At 36.7% G+C, this 19,769-nt stretch carries 20 protein-coding genes, 1 pseudogene and 2 other annotated features; of the genes and pseudogenes, 20 read left to right on the plus strand and 1 reads right to left on the minus strand.

The features are described from left to right. Positions 1-94: 94 nt before the first annotated feature. The 7 genes and pseudogenes from G6O73_RS00560 (at position 95) to G6O73_RS00590 (ending at position 7,306) form a co-directional block, all read left to right on the plus strand. A complete protein-coding gene (locus G6O73_RS00560) occupies positions 95-1,456 on the plus strand; it encodes a glycoside hydrolase family 1 protein (RefSeq protein WP_057884800.1) in 1,362 nt (453 codons plus the stop codon). Continuing rightward, the gene (locus G6O73_RS00565; protein WP_057884748.1) at positions 1,456-2,892 is read left to right on the plus strand and encodes a PTS sugar transporter subunit IIC; all 1,437 of its coding nucleotides are present in this window, start codon (positions 1,456-1,458) and stop codon (positions 2,890-2,892) included. Before G6O73_RS00560 ends, G6O73_RS00565 begins: the two co-directional genes overlap by 1 nt. A gap of 25 nt (positions 2,893-2,917) precedes the next feature. Beyond that, positions 2,918-3,241, plus strand: coding sequence for a PTS sugar transporter subunit IIB (locus tag G6O73_RS00570; protein ID WP_057884749.1), 324 nt, complete (start codon positions 2,918-2,920; stop codon positions 3,239-3,241). Between the two features lie 4 nt (positions 3,242-3,245). Further along, on the plus strand, positions 3,246-3,569 hold the full coding sequence (locus tag G6O73_RS00575) for a PTS lactose/cellobiose transporter subunit IIA (RefSeq protein ID WP_057884750.1): 324 nt from the start codon (positions 3,246-3,248) through the stop codon (positions 3,567-3,569). 36 nt (positions 3,570-3,605) lie between these two features. Beyond that, the gene (locus G6O73_RS00580; protein ID WP_057884751.1) at positions 3,606-5,036 is read left to right on the plus strand and encodes a 6-phospho-beta-glucosidase; all 1,431 of its coding nucleotides are present in this window, start codon (positions 3,606-3,608) and stop codon (positions 5,034-5,036) included. 179 nt (positions 5,037-5,215) lie between these two features. After that, complete coding sequence (locus G6O73_RS00585; protein WP_057884801.1) at positions 5,216-5,938, plus strand: GntR family transcriptional regulator; 723 nt, start codon at positions 5,216-5,218, stop codon at positions 5,936-5,938. A 17-nt stretch (positions 5,939-5,955) separates the two neighbouring features. Beyond that, positions 5,956-7,306: pseudogene (locus G6O73_RS00590) on the plus strand (MATE family efflux transporter). Between the two features lie 56 nt (positions 7,307-7,362). On the opposite strand, the gene G6O73_RS00595 reads toward G6O73_RS00590, so the two are convergent. Then, entirely contained in the window at positions 7,363-8,202 is an 840-nt protein-coding gene (locus G6O73_RS00595) for a methyl-accepting chemotaxis protein (RefSeq protein ID WP_057884752.1), read from the minus strand. Between the two features lie 253 nt (positions 8,203-8,455). Continuing rightward, positions 8,456-8,689 (plus strand) — a binding site (T-box leader). A gap of 45 nt (positions 8,690-8,734) precedes the next feature. On the opposite strand from G6O73_RS00595, the gene G6O73_RS00600 reads away from it, so the two are divergent. The 13 genes from G6O73_RS00600 to hisE all read left to right on the plus strand — a co-directional run bounded on the left by G6O73_RS00600 (position 8,735) and on the right by hisE (position 19,753). Continuing rightward, the gene (locus tag G6O73_RS00600; protein ID WP_057884753.1) at positions 8,735-9,520 is read left to right on the plus strand and encodes a homoserine O-acetyltransferase/O-succinyltransferase family protein; all 786 of its coding nucleotides are present in this window, start codon (positions 8,735-8,737) and stop codon (positions 9,518-9,520) included. 143 nt (positions 9,521-9,663) lie between these two features. Continuing rightward, positions 9,664-11,016 (plus strand): glucose-6-phosphate isomerase, encoded by a 1,353-nt coding sequence (locus G6O73_RS00605; RefSeq protein WP_057884754.1) that lies wholly within the window; start codon positions 9,664-9,666, stop codon positions 11,014-11,016. Positions 11,017-11,212: 196 nt separating this feature from the next. Continuing rightward, complete coding sequence (locus tag G6O73_RS00610; protein WP_057884802.1) at positions 11,213-12,169, plus strand: alpha/beta hydrolase; 957 nt, start codon at positions 11,213-11,215, stop codon at positions 12,167-12,169. After that, positions 12,156-12,992 (plus strand): histidinol-phosphatase HisJ, encoded by an 837-nt coding sequence (hisJ, locus tag G6O73_RS00615; protein ID WP_390624797.1) that lies wholly within the window; start codon positions 12,156-12,158, stop codon positions 12,990-12,992. Before G6O73_RS00610 ends, hisJ begins: the two co-directional genes overlap by 14 nt. Positions 12,993-13,073: 81 nt before the next feature. Next, positions 13,074-13,297, plus strand: a binding site (T-box leader). A gap of 39 nt (positions 13,298-13,336) precedes the next feature. Next, positions 13,337-14,494 (plus strand): ATP phosphoribosyltransferase regulatory subunit, encoded by a 1,158-nt coding sequence (locus G6O73_RS00620; protein ID WP_057884756.1) that lies wholly within the window; start codon positions 13,337-13,339, stop codon positions 14,492-14,494. Continuing rightward, positions 14,484-15,146, plus strand: coding sequence for an ATP phosphoribosyltransferase (hisG, locus tag G6O73_RS00625; RefSeq protein WP_057884757.1), 663 nt, complete (start codon positions 14,484-14,486; stop codon positions 15,144-15,146). The genes G6O73_RS00620 and hisG overlap by 11 nt, the downstream gene beginning before the upstream one ends. Next, a complete protein-coding gene (gene hisD, locus G6O73_RS00630; RefSeq protein WP_057884758.1) occupies positions 15,143-16,435 on the plus strand; it encodes a histidinol dehydrogenase in 1,293 nt (430 codons plus the stop codon). Before hisG ends, hisD begins: the two co-directional genes overlap by 4 nt. Next, positions 16,436-17,020, plus strand: coding sequence for an imidazoleglycerol-phosphate dehydratase HisB (gene hisB, locus G6O73_RS00635; protein WP_057884759.1), 585 nt, complete (start codon positions 16,436-16,438; stop codon positions 17,018-17,020). It abuts the gene before it with no gap. Then, a complete protein-coding gene (hisH, locus tag G6O73_RS00640) occupies positions 17,021-17,632 on the plus strand; it encodes an imidazole glycerol phosphate synthase subunit HisH (protein WP_057884760.1) in 612 nt (203 codons plus the stop codon). Then, the gene (gene hisA, locus G6O73_RS00645; protein WP_057884761.1) at positions 17,629-18,354 is read left to right on the plus strand and encodes a 1-(5-phosphoribosyl)-5-[(5-phosphoribosylamino)methylideneamino]imidazole-4-carboxamide isomerase; all 726 of its coding nucleotides are present in this window, start codon (positions 17,629-17,631) and stop codon (positions 18,352-18,354) included. The genes hisH and hisA overlap by 4 nt, the downstream gene beginning before the upstream one ends. Beyond that, a complete protein-coding gene (gene hisF, locus G6O73_RS00650) occupies positions 18,344-19,102 on the plus strand; it encodes an imidazole glycerol phosphate synthase subunit HisF (RefSeq protein WP_057884762.1) in 759 nt (252 codons plus the stop codon). Before hisA ends, hisF begins: the two co-directional genes overlap by 11 nt. After that, positions 19,102-19,446 (plus strand): phosphoribosyl-AMP cyclohydrolase, encoded by a 345-nt coding sequence (gene hisI / locus G6O73_RS00655; RefSeq protein WP_083478415.1) that lies wholly within the window; start codon positions 19,102-19,104, stop codon positions 19,444-19,446. Before hisF ends, hisI begins: the two co-directional genes overlap by 1 nt. Next, entirely contained in the window at positions 19,430-19,753 is a 324-nt protein-coding gene (gene hisE / locus G6O73_RS00660) for a phosphoribosyl-ATP diphosphatase (protein WP_057884764.1), read from the plus strand. Before hisI ends, hisE begins: the two co-directional genes overlap by 17 nt. Positions 19,754-19,769 lie beyond the last annotated feature (16 nt).

The following is a 19,769-nucleotide window of genomic DNA, read 5'->3' on the forward strand; positions in this document are numbered from 1 at the left end:
ATATTGATATTTTTAAAAACTAAGAATATACTTTAGATGTTCTCGAGAATGAAAACGCTTAAAAGAAGGTGGGAGATTATTGACTGAGCGAAAAATGCCCTCCAATTTTTTCTGGGGAAATTCAGTATCTAGCATGCAAACTGAGGGGGCTTGGAATATTGACGGTAAAGGACTATCAGTTTATGACGTTCGACCAGAAACTGATAAAACTAGTAATTGGCAAGTTGCAATTGATGAGTATCATCGCTATCAAGAAGATCTGGATTTATTAAAAGCAATGAATTTGAATATGTACCGGATTCAAATTTCTTGGTCAAGAGTAAATCCAACTGGTGATGGTGAATTTAATGCAGCTGGGATTGAGTTTTATGATCGCCTGGTTAATGCAATGCTGCGAAAAGGAATCACACCAATGATTTGTTTATATCACTTTGATATGCCACTGGTATTGGCTAAGCAGGAAAATGGTTTTATTTCTCGTAAGACAGTTGCAGCATTTGTACGATTTGCCAAAAAAATTATTGATCATTTTGCGGATCGCGTTAAGTATTGGTTGACTTTTAATGAACAAAATCTTTATTTGACAAGTGCCAGTTTTCGAATTTCTGGTTACCTAAAGGGAAACAAAACTTTATCAGAGATGTACACGATTTTTCATCATACGATTTTGGCACATGCAATGATTGCAAATTATCTTCATCAAAAAGATGCTTCATTGAAAATTGGTGGGATGACAGCGTATACAGGTGTTTACCCTTTGAGCTGTCGACCGGCTGATGTAATGGCAGTTAGAAAACTGCAAGAATTTCAATTTGATAATTTAAATGAAATTTTTGTCAATGGACATTATTCAACGGAAGTATGGCATTTTATTACAGAAAAAAAGTTATCAGTTGAGATCACAGATTCCGATTTAAAAATAATTGCAACCAGTAAGGTTGATTTTTTGGCTTTTTATTACCGTAGCGAAGTTTTGGATGCAAGTAAACTTACGGATAAAATAGCACCTAATCTATATGCTGAAGTGGCAAGTGAAAATAATCCGTTTTTAGAAAAGAGTGAATGGGATTGGACAATTGATCCGTTAGGTTTCCGAAATATTTTGACAGCGCTTTATAATCGCTATCGACTTCCAGTTTTTCCAGTGGAAAATGGTATTGGTTTACGGGAAACTTGGAATGGCAAGGATGCAATCGCAGATAATCAAAGAATAGCTTATCATCGAGATCATATTAAAGCTATGAAAGATGCAATGTTTATTGATGGTGTTAAAGTACTTGGATATTTAGGTTGGGGATTAATTGATATACCAAGTTCACAGGGAAATATGGAGAAAAGATATGGCACCGTTTATGTTGATCGTGGCAACCATGAATTAAGGACAATGCGGAGGATTCCGAAAAAGTCTTTCTATTGGTTTAAATCATTACTTGAAAAAAATGGAGATGAATTATAATGGTAAAAAATAAGTTTGGCGATTTTGTTAATCAAAAAGTCTTACCGCCAATTATGAAATTTGTGAATACCAAGCCAATTACAGCACTAAAGGATGGAATGGTTTATGCTTTACCGTTTATTATTATTGGTTCAATATTCTTAATTTTATCAAACATTCCGATTACTTCGGTAGCTAATGCATTGAAAGCCTCCGGATGGTCTGCGGTTTTCAGTCAGGCTTATACAGCTTCATTTGGCTTGATTTCAGTTTGGGCTTCAATTGGGATTGCATATGTTTATGTTCGCAATGAAGGATATGAACCATTACCAGCTGGACTAACCTCTTTATCAGCTTTTTTAATTTTACAATTCTTGCAAGTAGATAATCCTTTGATTGCGACAATGGGCAAATCAGGTTCTGGAATTGCCAATGCTGCTGGCAGCACTGTTATGTCTGGCAGTCAGGTAGCTCAACATATTGATAAATTACCCCATGCTTTGCAAACATTTCTTTCAGCACCAGTAACCAATACAATTAATATTACTTGGCTTGGTGGACAGGGGATGATTGCTGCAATTATTATCGGTATTTTGGTCGGCTGGTCGTACACTAAAATGTTAAAGGCAGGTTGGAAAATAACTTTACCGGAACAGGTTCCAGCTAATGTAGCTAACCAATTTACAGCTATGATTCCAGCTGGAGTTATTTTAACAGTTTCGATGTTATTGTATGCATTTTTCAAGATGGTAATGAGTACTGATTTATTGCAACTAATTTATAAATTATTACAGACTCCTTTACAAGGCTTATCAGATTCACTTGGTGGTGCTTTAATTATTGCTTTCTTGGTTCCGTTCTTCTGGTTCTTCGGTGTTCATGGTGGGTTAATTATGGGGGCAATCACCAGTGGCTTGTTGATTCCTAATACATTTGATAATGCAAGTTTATATCATGCTGGAAAATTGAGTTTAGCTAATGGCGCACATATTGTTACTAACGAATTTTATAATAATTTTATTAATTTGACTGGTTCTGGAATTACTATTGGTCTAGTAATCTTCACTTTATATGCAGCCCGCTCAGCCCAGATGAAATCATTAGGAAAAATTGAGCTTGTCCCAGCTCTATTCAATATTAATGAACCATTTTTGTTTGGCTTGCCATTGGTAATGAATCCATTTTTAGCGATTCCATTTTTCTTAACTCCGGTAATTGTTGCCTTGACTACCTATTTAGTGATTTATTTTGGAATTGCGCCACCTTTGAATGGTGTTGCGGCACCTTGGACAACGCCACCAATTATTTCTGGGTTTTTGATTGGCGGTTGGAAAATGGCAATTTGGCAAGCAATTGTATTAGTTATGTCGACGGCAATTTATTTTCCATTTGCAAAGAAATACGATAATTATTTATTGGCACAGGAACAAGCAAAAGTAGCCAAAGAAACAAAATAATCAAAAGAAAGAGAGCTGATTTTCAATGAGTGAAAAAACAATTATGTTAGCCTGTTCAGCAGGTATGTCGACATCATTATTAGTATCAAAAATGCAAGCTGCAGCTAAGGAGGCTGGTAAAGATTATCAAATTTTTGCAACTTCAACGGCAGATATCGATCATCAATTGGAAACTGCAAAGCCAGATGTTTTGTTACTAGGGCCCCAAGTAGCTTATATGAAATCAATGGTAAAAAAGAAGACTGACCAAGCAGGTATTCCAATGGATGTTATTAATATGACTGATTACGGCATGATGGATGGAGCTAAAGTGTTAGCAGCAACTGAAAAAATTCTTGAAGGGAAATAAGGTAATGGATAAAGATAAGCGAATGCAGGTAGTCATGGGCTTGATTATGGCTGGTGGAAATGCTAAGGGTAGCAGTATCGCGGCAATTCAGGCTGCAAAAAAAGGTGATTTTTTAGCTGCTGAAAAAAACTTAACAGCTGCAAACCAGGCATTAAACCAGGCACATAATGTTCAAACAGAGATGTTAACTCAAGAAGCCCAAGGACAAAAGACGCCAGTTGATCTGTATTTGGTGCATGCGCAAGATCATTTGATGACAGCAATTGCTTTTAAAGATTTAGCCCAAGAATTTGTAGATGTTTATAAAAGAATTGAAGAGAATCATTAGTTTCTGGATTTTAAGCATAGGAAGGGAAGAAGATTAATGAAGAAATTTCGCTCTGATTTTTTGTGGGGAGGAGCTGTGGCAGCCCATCAATTGGAAGGTGCCTGGAGGACAGACGGGAAGGGACCGTCAGTAGCTGATGTAATGACTGCTGGTTCAGCTTCTCAACCGCGAAAAATTACCGCAGAAATAAAAGAGGAAAAAAATTATCCCAATCATCAAGCAATTGATTTTTATCATCATTATCAAGCAGACTTGAAATTAATGGCTGAAATGGGTTTTAAATGTTTTCGAACTTCAATCGCTTGGAGCCGAATTTTTCCACAAGGCGATGAAGTAACTCCTAACGAGGCTGGATTGGAATTTTATGACCGTTTATTTGCAGAGTGTCTAAAATATCAGATTGAACCCATCGTCACACTATCTCATTTTGAAATGCCTTATTATTTAGTAACGAAATATGGTGGTTGGCGTAATCGTAAAATGATTGATTTTTTTGTTAAATTTGCCGACACATGCTTTAAACGTTATCGAAATCAGGTTAAGTATTGGATGACTTTTAATGAAATTAACAATCAAACTGGCTATCAAAATGAGTTTTGTTTATTTACAAACTCAGGAATTAAGGCTGCAAGTGGTGAAAATGCTGAAGAGTTAATGTATCAGGCAGCTCATTATGAATTGGTTGCGAGTTCAATTGCAGTAGAACATGGACATCAAATTAATCCAGAATTTAAAATTGGCTGTATGTTGGCAATGGTTCCATTATATCCACTTAATTCTCAGCCACACAATATTATGATGGCAGAAAAAGCCATGCAAAAAAGATATTGGTTTACCGATGTCCATGTGAATGGCACGTATCCTAATTTTATGGAGACTTTTTTGAAACACCGTCACTATCGCAATGATATTACCTCAGCTGATCGTTACAATTTACAAAGGGGAACAGTTGATTTTATTGGTTTTAGTTATTATATGTCTAAAACAGTCAGTTTTAGTGAAGATAATCCAGCTTATGATTATGATGATTATAGTAATGACGTTCAGAATCCATATTTACCGGCATCTGAATGGGGCTGGACAGTTGATCCTGAAGGCTTGCGTTATGGGGCTAACTGGTTTAATGATCGCTATCATTTACCATTATTTGTCGTTGAAAATGGTCTTGGCGCGCGCGATGAGGTTACCTCGGATGGAAAGGTTCATGATGACTATCGAGTGAATTATTTAAGAGAACATCTAATTCAGTTGAAGAAAGCAGTTGTTGAAGATGGTATTGATATCATTGGATACACCCCCTGGTCGGCGATTGATATTGTTTCTGCGGGAACAGGTCAGATGGAAAAAAGATATGGTTTTGTTTATGTTGATAAAGATGATCAAGGAAAAGGTTCTTTAAAACGGATTCCTAAAGATTCTTTTTATTGGTATCAGAAGGTCATTGCTTCAAATGGGGAAAACTTGTAGATAATTACTTAACAAATAATTTTCATTGAGATGAAGTCAATAATGACTTCGTCTCTTTTCTTTAGAAATGTTTCTTTTTTTGAAAATTACAGCTTTTTGATTAATAAAGTATAAATCAAACTCAAAAACGATTAAAATAACATTTATATAGGAAATTAATTTTAAGGTTGGATGAATTAATGAAGAAAGCTAAATATCAAATAGTTGCTGAAAAAATTCGGCAACGGATTATAAAAGGAATTTATCAAGCAAAGCAATTGATGCCTGACCAAAATTCAATTGCTAAAGAATTCGATGTTAGTCGCTTGACTGTCAAGAAAGCTTTAGATATGTTGGCGCGAGAGGGATTGATATATAAACAGTCAGGATTGGGCACAATTGTTTTAGGCGTAATTCCAATTAAGGCAGCCAGTGATTCCCCGGCAAATGCATTTGATGGAATGAGTAAACAGCATATTGGTGAGAAAGTTGAAAGCAAGATTATTTCTTTTGAGGTCCATTTTCCGGATGATGATTTACAAGCAAAATTGGATATTGCCAAAGATGAACCAGTTTATGAAATTGAACGGTTACGGATATTGAACGGGGAGCCATTAATCCTAGAACATACTTTTATGCCAGTCAAATTAGTTCCCGGATTGAACGAAGAAATTATGCATCAGTCAATTTATGGTTATTTGCATCAGGATTTGCATCTGAAATTTGGTGGTGCTTATCGTAAGATTCGTGCCAGTCTACCAGATCAATTAGATTTAAAATATTTAAACGCTAAGGAAACAGATCCTATTTTAGAGTTTGAAGAAATTGTTTGGCTTAACAATGGAGAAAATATTGAGTATTCAACTAGCCGTAATCGTTATGATAAACGAAGCTATACTGTGTTAGATGTTAATAATTTTTAAGTAAAAAGGATAAAGCAATGGATGATCTCTTCTTAAAAGCACCAGTTCCTAAAGCATATTTTAAATTAGCTTTACCAGTGGTTTTAGGGATGGTTGCCAGTATGATTTATAATTTGGCAGATACTTTTTTTATTGCTAAAACACAAAACGCTAATTTAGTCGCTGGAGTGACTATTTGAACGCCACTTTTTTCATTAATGTTAGCTTTAGGAGATATTTTTGGCTTGGGTGGAAGTGCTTTGATATCACGTTTGTTAGGCCAACAGAAACATAATGCAGCACGTCAAGCAAGTAGCTTTTGCTTTTATGCTGCATTACTAGTTGGAGCGATAGTTAGTTTACTAATGCTACTAAATGAAAATTTTATTTTACGACTTCTTGGAACTACGGGAGCGACCTATCAATATGCGGCAGAGTTTTATCGGGTGATGGTTGCTGGCTCGGTTTTAAAAATTGTTTCATTAATTCCGGGAAATTTGTTGCGGACTGAGGGTTTAGCTCTAGAATCGATGATTGGAACAATGGTAGGAACAATCTTAACTATTATACTTGATCCAATATTTATTTATTTTTAAATTGCAGTTGGGAGCAACTGGTGCGGCATTAGCAACGGTTATTGGATATGCTTTTTCAGATTTAGTTTTAGTTTATTATGTGTGTTATCGAGCAAAGTTCTTAACAATCAAGCCAATTGGTTTAAAAGTTAATCGAGCGACTTTTAGCTCAATTTTAGTAATTGGGATTCCCGCTTCAATTACTAATTTAATGCAGAGTTTTGGCACAGCACTTTTAAACAATGCCCTCGCAAATTATGGTGCAGCTGCGATTGCAGCATTAGGAATTGCTTTAAAGGTTTATTTAATTGTCATGTTAGTAATGGTTGGTTTTGCTTTTGGCGCCCAGCCACTTTTAGGTTACAATTATGGAGCTAAACAAATGCATCGTTTGGAGTCAGTTATTCGCTTTGATCTATTAATTGAGGTAGTGGCAGCTTTTAGTTTAAGTTTATTTTTGATAGCTGTTGCACCGGCAATAGTTGGCTGTTTTATGCAAAATGCAATTGTTATTCGTGATGGTGCGCAGATATTACGTTGCTTGTTGTTGACAACACCGTTTGTTGGCGCAATTTTGGTTTTTACGACATTGTTTCAGTCAGCTGGTCAAGCACTGGGAGCTTTTTCAATGTCAATTTAACGTCAAGGTGTGCTTTTGTTAATGGTTTTGTTAGTCGCTGTTCCAATTTGGGGATACCCAGCAATTATTTGGGCACAACCAGCAGCAGATGTTGGTACATTCCTGATTGGAGGGCTATTTTATCGACGATTCAAACAAAAAATCAAAAAAATAATAACTAAAAAGCCGGGCTGAAACTAGCCTGGCTTTTTAAGTTGTAGCATGAATTAATTATTGAAGATCGATTGTTTTTATAAAGAATTAGCAACATTTTCCATCATTTTAGCCGTTTCGTTTAGTTCCTCCATAGATGCTAAAACCTGTTCAGCAGCAGCTGATTGTTCACCGATTGTATTAACTGAAGCTGTTAATTTACTAGAAAAGCTATTGACACTTTGATCAATCTCAATTAAAACATCTTCAATTTCACTCACTGATTTAGCTGTACTAGCCGAAAGCTTACGAATTTCTTGCGCAATAACTCCAAAGCCAGCCGACTTAGAATCAGAGGTATGAGCTGCAGCAATTGCAGCGTTGATTCCGAGCATATTGATTTTTTGGGAAACTGATTGAATAAAACTAACTACTTTTTGAATGTCATGCATTTTATTAGTAGTGTCTTCGGCCGTTTTAGCTAAGTCTTGATTATTCTCATTTAATGACTGGGCTCCAGTGGCAATTTCATTAATAGCAGTCGTGGTCTGAGATAAAGCAGTTGCCAAATTTTGAGCACGCTCAAGTATTTGTTGCTTGCGGTTTAAGCTTTTTCCGACTACTAAGACGCCAATTGTTTGTTTCTGGTTGATTAGGGGAAAGGCATATGATTGAAAAGCAACACCATAAACTTTAGCGGGTACTTCACGAATGACAGTTTTACCAGAAATTAGTGCATCATGGACTGCTCCACCATCAGGAACGAGATCTCCAACGTTAGAGTTGATCGGTAAATTAGAATTAGGAATAACTTGAATAAATTTTTGCTGATTTGCGATGGCCACGGACACATCATCGTTAAATAATTGTGGAAAAAGAGGCATTATTTGTTGATAGGCAAACAATTGCTGTTGATCACTGATTTCTTGTTTAGACATATTTAAAGCTCCCCTTAAAAAGTTCTTTTTATATTATGCAACACACAGGTGTAGTATCGGCTAAGAAAACAGCTTTTTAAACGAAAAGCAAAAATTGAAATGACATTATTAGCCAATTAGTTAGGGTTAACCCAGGTCTTAAATAAGTTTTATTTTATTTAACAAATTATAAGCACTTTTAAGTAATTAAAAATAGAAGTTGCAACAATTGGCTTGACAATTTTTGCCCCTTAAACTACCATAAAAGCCATAAGTTTAAGCATTGATGAGAAGAGTATGTTTTTGGCGAAAAAGAAAGCGACCGTTGATAGTGAAAGAACGGATTTCAAAGAAAACTGAAGATGAACTCTAAGCTGTAACCAGGTGCAAGCTTGGTCACCGGGGACACCCGTTACCATGGACGAGTATATTTTTATTGTACTTAAGAGGTATTATTTGTGAAGATAATACAAATTCGGGTGGTACCGCGTAATTTTACGTCCCTCCATGTTTTTTAACATGGAGGGATTTTTTTTGCAAGGAGTGAATAAATATGAGTGAAATTTCGCCACTTTCTGTTCTAGTGGTCAATTTAATGCCAGACAAAGCAAAAACGCAACAGCAATTAACTGCTTTTTTTAAGCAGAGTAAACTGACAATTAAGCCGACTTTTTGTTATCCGGCAACTCATCGATTTCGAACATCGAAGTCGCTAATTGATATAAAGAATTATGTTTCTTTTTCTGAAATTCTGCAGGCCAAATTTGATGGATTAATTATTACTGGAGCAGCGATTGAACAGCTACCATTTACAGAAATTGATTATTGGCCAGAATTATGTAGAATTTTTGAATGGTCCCAGACTCATTGTCGGAAGGTTTTGACAATTTGTTGGGCAGCCCAAGCCGGAATGTATTACTTTGGCGGCGTATCAAAGCATTTACTGAATAAAAAAATTTTTGGAATTTATCCAACGATAATTCAAAAACAACATCCATTATTAAACGGATTTAAACGAGAAATTACTTTACCATTCTCACGATACACTACTAACTTGAATTCTGAAATACCCGAATCATCTTTGCAGATTTTAGCTAGCTCTGCAGCAACTGGACCAGCAATTTGTGCAACTCGTGATGATCACAATTTTTTTGTTACCGGTCATCCTGAATATCAATCAACCACTTTATTAGACGAATATTTACGTGATCAACACCGGGGACGAGTTGTTGAACAACCAGCAAACTACTTTATTAGCAATTCAGTTGAAAAAATTAACGAGTCATGGCTGCCCCAAAGTCAAAGACTATTTAACAATTGGTTTAACTTGTTACAATAGGACAAAACAATAGGACAAAGCAAATTAAAGTGGTTTTAAGTATTTTTAAGGGAAAATCATAATTTATCAGTGAAAAGGGCTTACAAAATGATGGAAATCATTGTATAATGATACCAGTTACAAATTATAAAGGAGAGATTCCAATGGCACATATTTCTTTTGATAGCTCTAACCTCGAAAAATTTGTTCATGATAATGAATTAAGTGAAATGCAGGCAATGGTTACGGCAGCTGATACCGAATTACGGGAAGGCACCGGAGCTGGTAAAGATTTTCGCGGCTTCTTAAATTTGCCGGTTGATTACGATAAAGTAGAATTTGATCGCATCAAAAAGGCTGCTAAAAAGATTCAAGCAGATTCTGATGTTTTAGTTGTAATTGGAATTGGCGGTTCTTACTTAGGAGCACGTGCGGCAATTGAATTTTTGCATCATAATTTCTTTAATTTACTTCCAGCTGATAAACGAAATGCACCTCAAATTTTCTTTGCGGGCAATTCAATTAGTTCGTCGTATGTAGCAGATTTGGTAGATTTAATTGGAGATAGAGACTTTTCTGTTAATGTTATTTCAAAATCCGGGACGACTACTGAACCTTCAATTGCATTCCGAATCTTCAAAGAAAAACTAGTTAAAAAATATGGCGCAGCCGGTGCTAAAGAAAGAATTTATGCTACAACTGATAAAGCTCGCGGAGCACTTAAATCAGAAGCTGATGCTGAAGGTTATGAAGCATTTGTTATTCCTGACGATGTCGGTGGTCGATTCTCAGTTCTTTCAGCTGTTGGTTTATTGCCAATTGCTGCCTCAGGTGCTGATATTGACAAATTAATGCAAGGTGCTGCTGACGCACGAGCAGCATATGCTGATTCGGACTTAACTAAGAATGAAGCCTATCAATATGCAGCTTTACGTAATATTTTGTATCGCAAAGGTTATACAACAGAGATTCTCGAAAATTATGAACCATCACTTCAATATTTTGGTGAATGGTGGAAACAATTAATGGGTGAATCAGAAGGTAAAGATCAAAAGGGAATTTATCCTTCATCAGCTAACTTTTCGACTGATCTCCATTCATTAGGACAGTATATCCAAGAAGGCCGTCGAAATTTGATGGAAACAGTCATCAAAGTTGATAAACCAAATCATGATGTTGAAATTCCAAAAGAAAAGGAAAACTTAGACGGATTGGCTTACCTTGAAGGCAAATCAATGGATTTTGTTAATACCAAAGCTTTTCAAGGTGTGGTATTGGCTCACACTGATGGTGATGTTCCCAATATGATCGTTAATATTCCAGATCGAACTGCATATACATTGGGATACACGATTTATTTCTTTGAAGCAGCAGTTGCAATTTCAGGTTATTTAAATGGAATTAATCCATTTAACCAACCTGGAGTTGAAGCATACAAGCATAACATGTTTGCTTTGTTGAACCGCCCCGGTTTTGAGGAACTTAGTAAAGAACTTAACGGGCGTTTGAATAAATAAAAACTAATTATTTGATGGAATTACCGATTTCTAAGGTTAGTAGGAAAATTAACCTGGGAATCGGTTTTTTTACTAGATTTAAGTTAAATTACGACGAAGTTCTCAAAAAATTCCTTGTCTGAATTACTTTTAGTGTTAAGATGTTCATTAATAAAATTTTTCTGGAGGGGGTAAAAAATTGTCGCATAAGGATGGTATGTTTTTAAAATTGCTTGCAGGGGCAGCAGTTGGCTCCTTTGTTTTTAGTGAGTATCTATTTAAATTGGCTTTCAAACGGGTTAATGAAGTACCGGAAACATCGCCAGAAAAACAGAAGTATGCTGCTAGCTACTGGATGTTTGTTGATTGGTTTAAACATGTTAATAAAGAACATTGGACTTTTTCGTTAACTGGTGAAACTGAACAAATGTCGGCTTATTTTATTCCGGCAAAAGACCCACTGACTAAAAAGGTTGTGGTTATTTCCCATGGCTACAAAGGAAATGGCGAGACAATGGCCAACTTTGCTAAGTTGTTTTATGACTTGGGCTTTAATATTTTGTTGCCAGACGATCGGGCGCACGGCGAAAGTGCGGGTGAATATATTAGTTTTGGCTGGTTAGATCGGCTGGATTACTTACAATGGCTGAATAAAATTATTCAAAGAGTCGGCGAAACGGCACAAATTGTTTTGTTTGGGGTCAGTATGGGAGCCTCAACGGTTGAAATGCTGAGTGGTGAAAAGTTGCCAGTGCAAGTTAAATGTTTGATTGCAGATTGTGGTTATTCAAGTATCAATCAAGAAATGACATATTTACTCAAACAGCAGTTTCATTTGCCAAAGTACCCTTTTTATCCTTTAGTTAGTACAATTAATCATCATCGCTTAGGCTACTATCTTGGGGATGTTTCGGCAACGGAACAGCTTGAGAAAAATCAGTTACCGATTTTTTTTATTCATGGTGAAAAAGATAGTTTTGTACCGAGTGAAATGGCCTTGGAAAATTTTCGAGCTACCACTGCACCTAAAGAATTGTGGATCGTTAAAGATGCCACTCATGCAGAAAGTTACTGGATCAATCCACAAGTTTATCAACAAAGAATTGTAGCTTTCTTAAATAAGTATTTTTATCATTTAAATTCGAAGGGAAGTAGAAATGATGACAAAAATTGATGGTCACACTCATACTGAGCTTTGTCCTCATGGCAGCGGTGAAAAAACGGCGGCAATGATTGAACGGGCTATTCAGCTAGGTTTTGATAATTATTGTATTACAGAGCATGCTCCTTTGCCGCAGAGGTTTGTGACTGACTATCGTGGAGATCCGGCTGGACTAACAACAGCCTCCTTGTCTTGGAAACAATTAGATGAATATTTTTTATTGACAGATCAGTTAAAAAAGTTTTATCATGCGCAAATCAAAATTTCTGTTGGTTTTGAAGTAGATTATTTACCCGGCTATGAAACCGAAATCAAAGAATTCTTAAATCAAGTTGGACCTAAGACAGAACAAAATATTCTCTCAATTCATTTTATGCCAGGTAAAGAGGCTGGTTTATGGTGTGTTGATTATACTACAACTGATTTTGCGGCTGGCTTTTCCCAATGGTTTGATCACCCCCAAGAATTGTATCGACGATATTTGCGTTTGGTTTTACAAGAAGTTACGACGGATTTAGGAGAATTTAGTCCGCAGCGTTTGGGACATTTGAATCTGATTCAGAAATATCAAGATTATTTTCATTTTCCAAATGAATTTGATCAAGAAAATCTTGAATTAATTCACGAAATCTTATTATCAATCAAACAACAGCATCGAGAATTAGATTTTAATACAGCTGGTTTGTACAAACCTTATTGCAACGATTTTTACCCTGGAAAACAAATTACAAGAATGGCTCAACAAATGGGAATTCCATTAGTCTTTGGCTCGGATGCACATGCAATTGTTGAAGTTGGACGTGGTTGGCATTTACAGAGTAGTTACAAACATTAGAAAATAATTAACTGTTTGTGGTTGACAACTTAAAAATCAAAGCGTAGACTAATCATAAATTATTCATTTTATAATTATTATTTAATAATGAAGAACAGAAAAGTAACTGATAGTAGTTTGCACAGAGAGTTTCCGCAGCTGAAAAGGAAATCAAACCTATCAGTGAATCACATCTGGGAATTGAACAGCTGAAGTAAGTAGGTTGATTCCGGTCGGGCCGTTATCCTAGCTGATTAAATAGCAATGAGGCTTATTTTGAAAAAAGTAAGTAAATTGAGGTGGAACCACGGTTGAACGTCCTCTTGGCAAAATGCCAAGGGGACGTTTTTGTTAGGAGGGAAAAAATGCATAAGGTCAATTTACCATTAGGTACAAGAGATGAATTTGGAATTCGTGCCCGTCGTAAAACTAAAGTGATTAGTCTGATTGAACAAGAATTACAAGCAAGAGATTACATGAAAGTTTCAACGCCATTATTAGAGTACCAAGAAGTTTTTGCAGATTTTGATTTGAAGCAGTTAAGAACTTATCAATTGTTAGACCATAACAATGAAACAGTAGTTTTGCGACCTGACTTAACCTTACCGATTGCCCGCTTTTTATCGGCTAACAACTTAAAATTGCCGCAAAAATTTTATTACGTCGGTGATCATTTTAAAATTGCTCCACTACTTTCTGGTAGATACAACCAACTTACTCAAGCAGGTGTTGAAATGGTTGGCTATGGATCTAGTAAAGCTGAATGTGAATGTTTGCTGTTAATTAATCGATTAAGTAACTGTTTGCACTTGAATGATATTCAGGTTGAACTTGGGGATGCCCGTTTTGTTGATGCAGTGTTAACTTCAATTACTTCAAATGAAAAATTGAGTAAAAAAATTAAGCAAGCACTTTATCAGAAAAATTTACCAGTTTATCAACAATTGATTAAGCGATTTGAAGCTGATTCAGTAATGCCTTTTTTGAAAATTTGGCCACGATTGTTTGGCAGTTTTACAGCAGTCTCTCAGCAATTAAATAAGGTTGAATTGCCGACGGCAGCTAAACAAATCTTTGCTGAAACTACTCAATTTGCCAGTTGGGCACAGCGATTGCCCAATCAACAAATTATGCTTGATTTAAGTACAGCACCACCGCAAGATTATTACACTGGTTTAACTTTTAAAGTGTTTATGAAAAATATTTCGGATTATCTGTTTAGTGGTGGCCGTTATGATCAATTGCTTAAAAATTTTCAATCTCAATTAGAACCAGCTGTTGGAATGGGAATTGATATAGATTTATTAGTTGATCTGGAAACCTTGATTACTCGAAATAAAAAACATGATTTACTGTTTTTTGAACCAGATCAATTAGCAACAGTTGCTCAAATTTTTCAAAAATATCCCGAATTAGAGTTGAGCTTAGCTGATGATTTACGCCATGCTCAGCGAAATGCGAGAAATTTACAAGTTAAGCTGTATCGCTTAAATGCAAAAGGAGAGTTGGAAGATGTCACTTAAAATTGCTTTGACTAAAGGGAGGGTAGAACATCAGGTACTACCACTATTGGAGGCGGCTGGGATCAATTGTTCATTGTTAAAAGAAAAAAATCGCAAGTTGATTATTAATACTGCCAACGGTGAGTTTCAATTTATCTTAGCCAAAGGACCAGATGTTACTACTTATTTGAATGCTGGTGCGGTTGATATTGGAATTGTTGGAAGTGATATCTTGACTGAGCAGCGCAATCAACAAGCAGAGTTGTTAGATCTTAAAGTTGGACAATGTCAATTTGTTTTAGCTTCAACTAATAATTTTAATTTTAATCAACCGGGACGTAAGGTAATTGGGACTAAGTATCCATTAATTACTCAACGTTATTTTGAAAAACTTGGACGCGACGTTGAAATCATCAAAATTGAAGGCTCAGTTGAACTAGCCCCCCTAATTGGTTTAGCAGATGCAATTATTGATATTACAGAAACTGGCAGTACTTTACGCGAAAATAATTTATACGTTTATGACTATTTGGACTTAGTATCAACTAGATTAGTAGCAAATCGAATGTCTTTGAAGCAGCATGCAACTGAGATCTTTTCACTTGTTGATCGGTTAATGTCAGTAGTACAAGATTTAAATCAATCTGGAAATCAAGGGAGTCGAATTAAATGAAAATCTATCAAGAATCTTTAGCAAAAATGAAACAAATTGTAAAAAATTATACTCAGCAGACATCAGATTTTACAATTGAACGGCAAGTAAGTGAAATAATTGAAAATGTTCGTCAAAAAAAAGATCAAGCATTGCGGGAATATGAGTTGAAATTTGATCGAACATCAATTGAAGATTTCATTGTCCCTACAGCGGAGATTCAACAAGCCTTGCAAAAAATTTCTCCCGAATTGCGTCAGGCACTGGAGCATGCCAAAAAGAATATTATTAGTTTTCATGAAAAAGAATTAACATCAGGTTTCATTGACACGAGTGTTGCTGGAATTATTCGAGGACAAAAGGTTACCCCATTACAACGAGTTGGTATCTATGTTCCAGGTGGGACAGCGGCTTACCCATCGACGATTTTGATGAGTGCTCTGCCAGCTAAGATTGCAGGAGTTGATCAAATTATTATGGTTACCCCGCCGCAAAAGGGTGGAATTAATCCAGCTGTTCTAGCGGCGGCGGCAATTGCCGGTGTTGATAGTGTTTATCAGGTTGGTGGTGCTCAAGCAATTGCGGCTTTGGCTTATGGAACTGAATCGATTCCAGCTGTTAATAAAATTGTGGGACCGGGGAACATCTATGTAGCTACAGCAAAAAAACAAGTTTTTGGTCAAGTGGCCATTGATATGGTTGCTGGCCCATCGGAAATTGGTATTTTAGCTGATGAGACGGCTGATCCAGCGGAATTGGCAGCAGATTTGTTATCTCAAGCCGAGCATGATCGACGAGCAAGGCCAATGCTAATCACCGATAGCCTTAGTTTAGCAAAAAAAGTTAGTCAAGCAGTTGATCAACAGTTAGTTGATTTGCCACGAAGAGAAATTGCTCAAACAGCTGTTGAAAATCGTGGATTTATTGCGGTAATGCCATCAGTTTCCGAAATGTTTGATTTGATGAACGAAGTAGCACCTGAGCATTTAGAAATTCAATTAGCTGATCCAAGCCAATATTTGAGCTACATTCGTAATGCCGGTTCAGTCTTTCTTGGACGTTATGCTTCTGAACCGTTGGGTGATTATCTGGCAGGTCCAAACCATGTTTTGCCAACTGGAGGAACAGCAAAATTTTCTTCTCCATTGGGTGTCTATGATTTTGTTAAGAAGACATCATTTATTCAATTTTCTCAAGCAGCCTTGGCAGCTGATATAGCTGATATTACTAAATTGGCGCGGACTGAAGGATTAGAGGCTCATGCGCGAGCAGTTGAACAACGCTTTAAAAATCTGAAGGAGGAAAATTAAATGCGAAGTGCGACAATTACTAGAAAAACAGCCGAAACACAAATCATGGTTAACCTAAATCTTGATCAGCAAAGTGAAATTGATATTGATACGGGGATCGGCTTTTTTGATCATATGTTAACACTTTTTGCCAAACATGGACGATTCGGTTTGACCGTTAAAGCTCAGGGAGATTTAGAAGTCGACCCGCATCATACAGTTGAGGATACAGGAATTGTTTTAGGAGAATGCTTTAAACAAGCCTTGGGTGATAAAAAACAAATTGAACGTTATGGCACCGCCTTTGTACCGATGGATGAAACGCTCGGTCGAGTCTGTGTAGATTTGAGTGGTCGAGCCTACCTAGTTTTTCAGGCTGAGTTAGATAATCCCCGTTTAGGGAGCTTTGAAACTGAGACAACTGAAGACTTTTTTCAAGCATTAGCTTTCAGCAACCAAATGAATTTACACGCCACAATTTTATATGGTCGTAATACTCATCACAAAATTGAAAGCTTATTTAAGGCACTTGGTCGGGCAATGAGAACAGCAGTGACCATTAATTCTGAAATTCAGGGAGTTAATTCAACAAAGGGCGTGATTTAGATGTTGGTGATTATCGACTATGATGCTGGCAATACCTATAATGTAAAAAAGGCATTTGACTATCTCAAAATACCCACAACTTTAACAGCTGATCCCCAACAAATAAAAAATTGCGATGGAATGATTTTACCAGGGGTTGGCGCTTTTGGCCCAGCTATGGCAACATTACAAGAACGTGGATTAGCAAACTTGATTAAACATGAGGCACTTGCGGGAAAGCCGTTATTGGGAATTTGTTTAGGGATGCAAATGTTATTTGAAAATTCAACTGAGTATGGTAATCATGCAGGGTTAGGCTTGATTCCAGGAAAGGTAGTAGCCTTTCCAACTGAGACAAACTATCGAGTTCCACAAATGGGATGGAATCAAAATCAATTACTGCAATCTAAAAAGAATTTTGATTTTTTAGCGAATGAATATACCTATTTTGTTCATTCTTATTATGTTAAATGTGATTTAAAATACATTGTTACTGCAGCTGACTATGGCGTTCAAGTTCCAGCATTGGTCCGGCGTCAGCAAATTTATGGAACCCAATTTCATCCAGAAAAAAGTGGTGCAGTTGGTTTGCGAGTACTGCAGACGTTTGCGCAAAAGGCGGTGGCAAAATGATTTTTCCAGCAATTGATTTACAAAATGGTCAAAGTGTGAGGCTATTTCAGGGCGACTTTAATCAGCGGACATTGATTGAACAGAGTCCAGCGGTCCAAGCTGAAAATTTTGAAAAAGCGCACGTAGGTTATTTGCATTTAGTTGATTTGGATGGAGCCAAAACCGGAAAGCCACAAAATGCAACAGTAATTACGAGCATTCGGCAAGCTTTTAGCGGTTTGTTAGAATTGGGCGGCGGTATTCGTAATTTAGCAACGGTAGATTATTATTTAGATTTAGGAATTGATCGAGTCATTATCGGTTCAGCAGCCTTGAGCGATCCAACTTTTGTCAAGACGGCGTTGAAAAAATATGGTCCGAACAAGATTGCAATTGGCATTGATGGACAAAATGGAGAAGTTGCAGTGAACGGTTGGGTGGAACAAACTCAAACTAAGATGACATCATTGATAGCTCAAATAGCGGCAGCTGGTGCCAAAGTTTTCATTGTAACTGATGTTAGTCGTGATGGGACTTTAACAGGCCCAAATTTTGATTTATTAGCAAAACTGCAGCGTCAGTTTGACAACTGTACCATTGTTGCTTCTGGGGGAATTCGCAATTTAACTGATATTAAGCAACTACAACAATATCAAATTAAAGATGTAATTGTCGGAAAAGCGCTTTTTGTTGGTGGCATTTCATTAAAAGAGATTGCCGAGGTGAATGCTAGTGTTAGCTAAAAGAATTATTCCATGTTTAGATGTTGATCAAGGAAGAGTTAAGAAAGGGGTAAACTTTCTTAACTTAACTGATGTCGGAGATCCTGCTGAAATTGCAGCGGAATATCAACGACAGGGAGCTGACGAACTCGTTTTTTTAGATATTACAGCTACTAATCAGCGGCGTAAAACAATGACTGAAGTGGTTGAACAAGTTTCCCGTCAGGTTTTTATGCCCTTAACAGTTGGTGGGGGAATTACATCAATTGCAGAAATTCAAGCTTTGCTTAAAGCGGGAGCTGATAAAATTTCTTTGAATTCGGCAGCAATTAGCAATCCGAGTTTGATTACTGCTGGAGCAAAGAAGTTTGGTAATCAATGTATTGTTGTAGCAATTGATGTCAAGACAGATCAGGCTAGCGGCAAGCACTTTGTTTACACTCATGGTGGTCGGCAAAAAACATCATTTGAGGCAGTTGAATGGGCAAAACGCGCGGTCAATTTGGGTGCAGGAGAATTGCTTATTACTAGTATGGATCAAGATGGCATGAAGACCGGTTTTGCAATTGATTTGTATCGAAAATTAGGCGCAGCAGTTGATGTTCCCATTATTGCTTCTGGGGGTGCAGGAAATTTGCAGGATTTTGTCGATGTTTTTCAACAAGCTGATGTTGCTGGTGCTTTGGCTGCCTCGGTTTTTCACTATCGTGAGTTAACAATAGCTCAGGTTAAGGAGTCACTTAAACAAGCGGGGGTGGTTATTCGATGATTGAACCTGATTTTTCTAAGGGTTTATTGACCACAGTTGTAGTCGATCAAGCCACTAAGGATGTTTTAATGGTTGCATGGATGAACCGAAATAGTTATCAAAAGACTTTGGCGACAGGTCAAACATGGTTTTGGTCTCGCTCACGACAAGAGTTATGGCATAAAGGTGCCACTAGTGGAAATACACAGCAAGTTGTTGAAATGATTTTAGATTGTGATCAAGATACTTTGCTGGTGAAGGTAATTCCAGCTGGGCCAGCTTGTCATACTGGCCAGCGAAGCTGTTTTTTTAATCAAGTTAAAAATTTTTCTAAGGGGTTAGTTAATAATGAAACAAGAAATTGATGAATTATACCAAGATGTTCTAAAACGGCAGCAAAATCCGGTTAAAGGTTCGTATACTGATTACTTATTTGATAAGGGTTTAGACAAAATATTAAAAAAAGTTGGTGAAGAAGCAACTGAAGTAATTGTTGCTGCTAAAAATCCAGATAAAAGTGAAATTGTTTATGAAACAGCAGATCTTTTATATCACTTGATGGTTTTGTTAGTTGAACAGGGAGTTTCTTTTGACCAAATCAAAGAAGAGCTGGGTAAACGTGAAGGCCTGATGAGCAAGACACAAGAAAGACGGGAAATCAAAAAGCTTTAGATGTAACTAAGGAGGC

The organism is Liquorilactobacillus nagelii DSM 13675, from assembly GCF_019444005.1.
Taxonomy (GTDB): Bacteria; Bacillota; Bacilli; order Lactobacillales; family Lactobacillaceae; genus Liquorilactobacillus; species Liquorilactobacillus nagelii.

Bases quoted from the DNA above. Each gene is read 5' to 3' on its own strand.
- G6O73_RS00560 (WP_057884800.1), top strand. From the start codon at position 95: ATGCCCTCCAATTTTTTCTGGGGAAATTCAGTATCTAGCATGCAAACT.
- G6O73_RS00565 (WP_057884748.1), top strand. From the start codon at position 1,456: ATGGTAAAAAATAAGTTTGGCGATTTTGTTAATCAAAAAGTCTTACCG.
- G6O73_RS00570 (WP_057884749.1), top strand. From the start codon at position 2,918: ATGAGTGAAAAAACAATTATGTTAGCCTGTTCAGCAGGTATGTCGACA.
- G6O73_RS00575 (WP_057884750.1), top strand. From the start codon at position 3,246: ATGGATAAAGATAAGCGAATGCAGGTAGTCATGGGCTTGATTATGGCT.
- G6O73_RS00580 (WP_057884751.1), top strand. From the start codon at position 3,606: ATGAAGAAATTTCGCTCTGATTTTTTGTGGGGAGGAGCTGTGGCAGCC.
- G6O73_RS00585 (WP_057884801.1), top strand. From the start codon at position 5,216: ATGAAGAAAGCTAAATATCAAATAGTTGCTGAAAAAATTCGGCAACGG.
- G6O73_RS00595 (WP_057884752.1), bottom strand. From the start codon at position 8,202: ATGTCTAAACAAGAAATCAGTGATCAACAGCAATTGTTTGCCTATCAA.
- G6O73_RS00600 (WP_057884753.1), top strand. From the start codon at position 8,735: ATGAGTGAAATTTCGCCACTTTCTGTTCTAGTGGTCAATTTAATGCCA.
- G6O73_RS00605 (WP_057884754.1), top strand. From the start codon at position 9,664: ATGGCACATATTTCTTTTGATAGCTCTAACCTCGAAAAATTTGTTCAT.
- G6O73_RS00610 (WP_057884802.1), top strand. From the start codon at position 11,213: ATGTTTTTAAAATTGCTTGCAGGGGCAGCAGTTGGCTCCTTTGTTTTT.
- hisJ (WP_390624797.1), top strand. From the start codon at position 12,156: ATGACAAAAATTGATGGTCACACTCATACTGAGCTTTGTCCTCATGGC.
- G6O73_RS00620 (WP_057884756.1), top strand. From the start codon at position 13,337: ATGCATAAGGTCAATTTACCATTAGGTACAAGAGATGAATTTGGAATT.
- hisG (WP_057884757.1), top strand. From the start codon at position 14,484: ATGTCACTTAAAATTGCTTTGACTAAAGGGAGGGTAGAACATCAGGTA.
- hisD (WP_057884758.1), top strand. From the start codon at position 15,143: ATGAAAATCTATCAAGAATCTTTAGCAAAAATGAAACAAATTGTAAAA.
- hisB (WP_057884759.1), top strand. From the start codon at position 16,436: ATGCGAAGTGCGACAATTACTAGAAAAACAGCCGAAACACAAATCATG.
- hisH (WP_057884760.1), top strand. From the start codon at position 17,021: ATGTTGGTGATTATCGACTATGATGCTGGCAATACCTATAATGTAAAA.
- hisA (WP_057884761.1), top strand. From the start codon at position 17,629: ATGATTTTTCCAGCAATTGATTTACAAAATGGTCAAAGTGTGAGGCTA.
- hisE (WP_057884764.1), top strand. From the start codon at position 19,430: ATGAAACAAGAAATTGATGAATTATACCAAGATGTTCTAAAACGGCAG.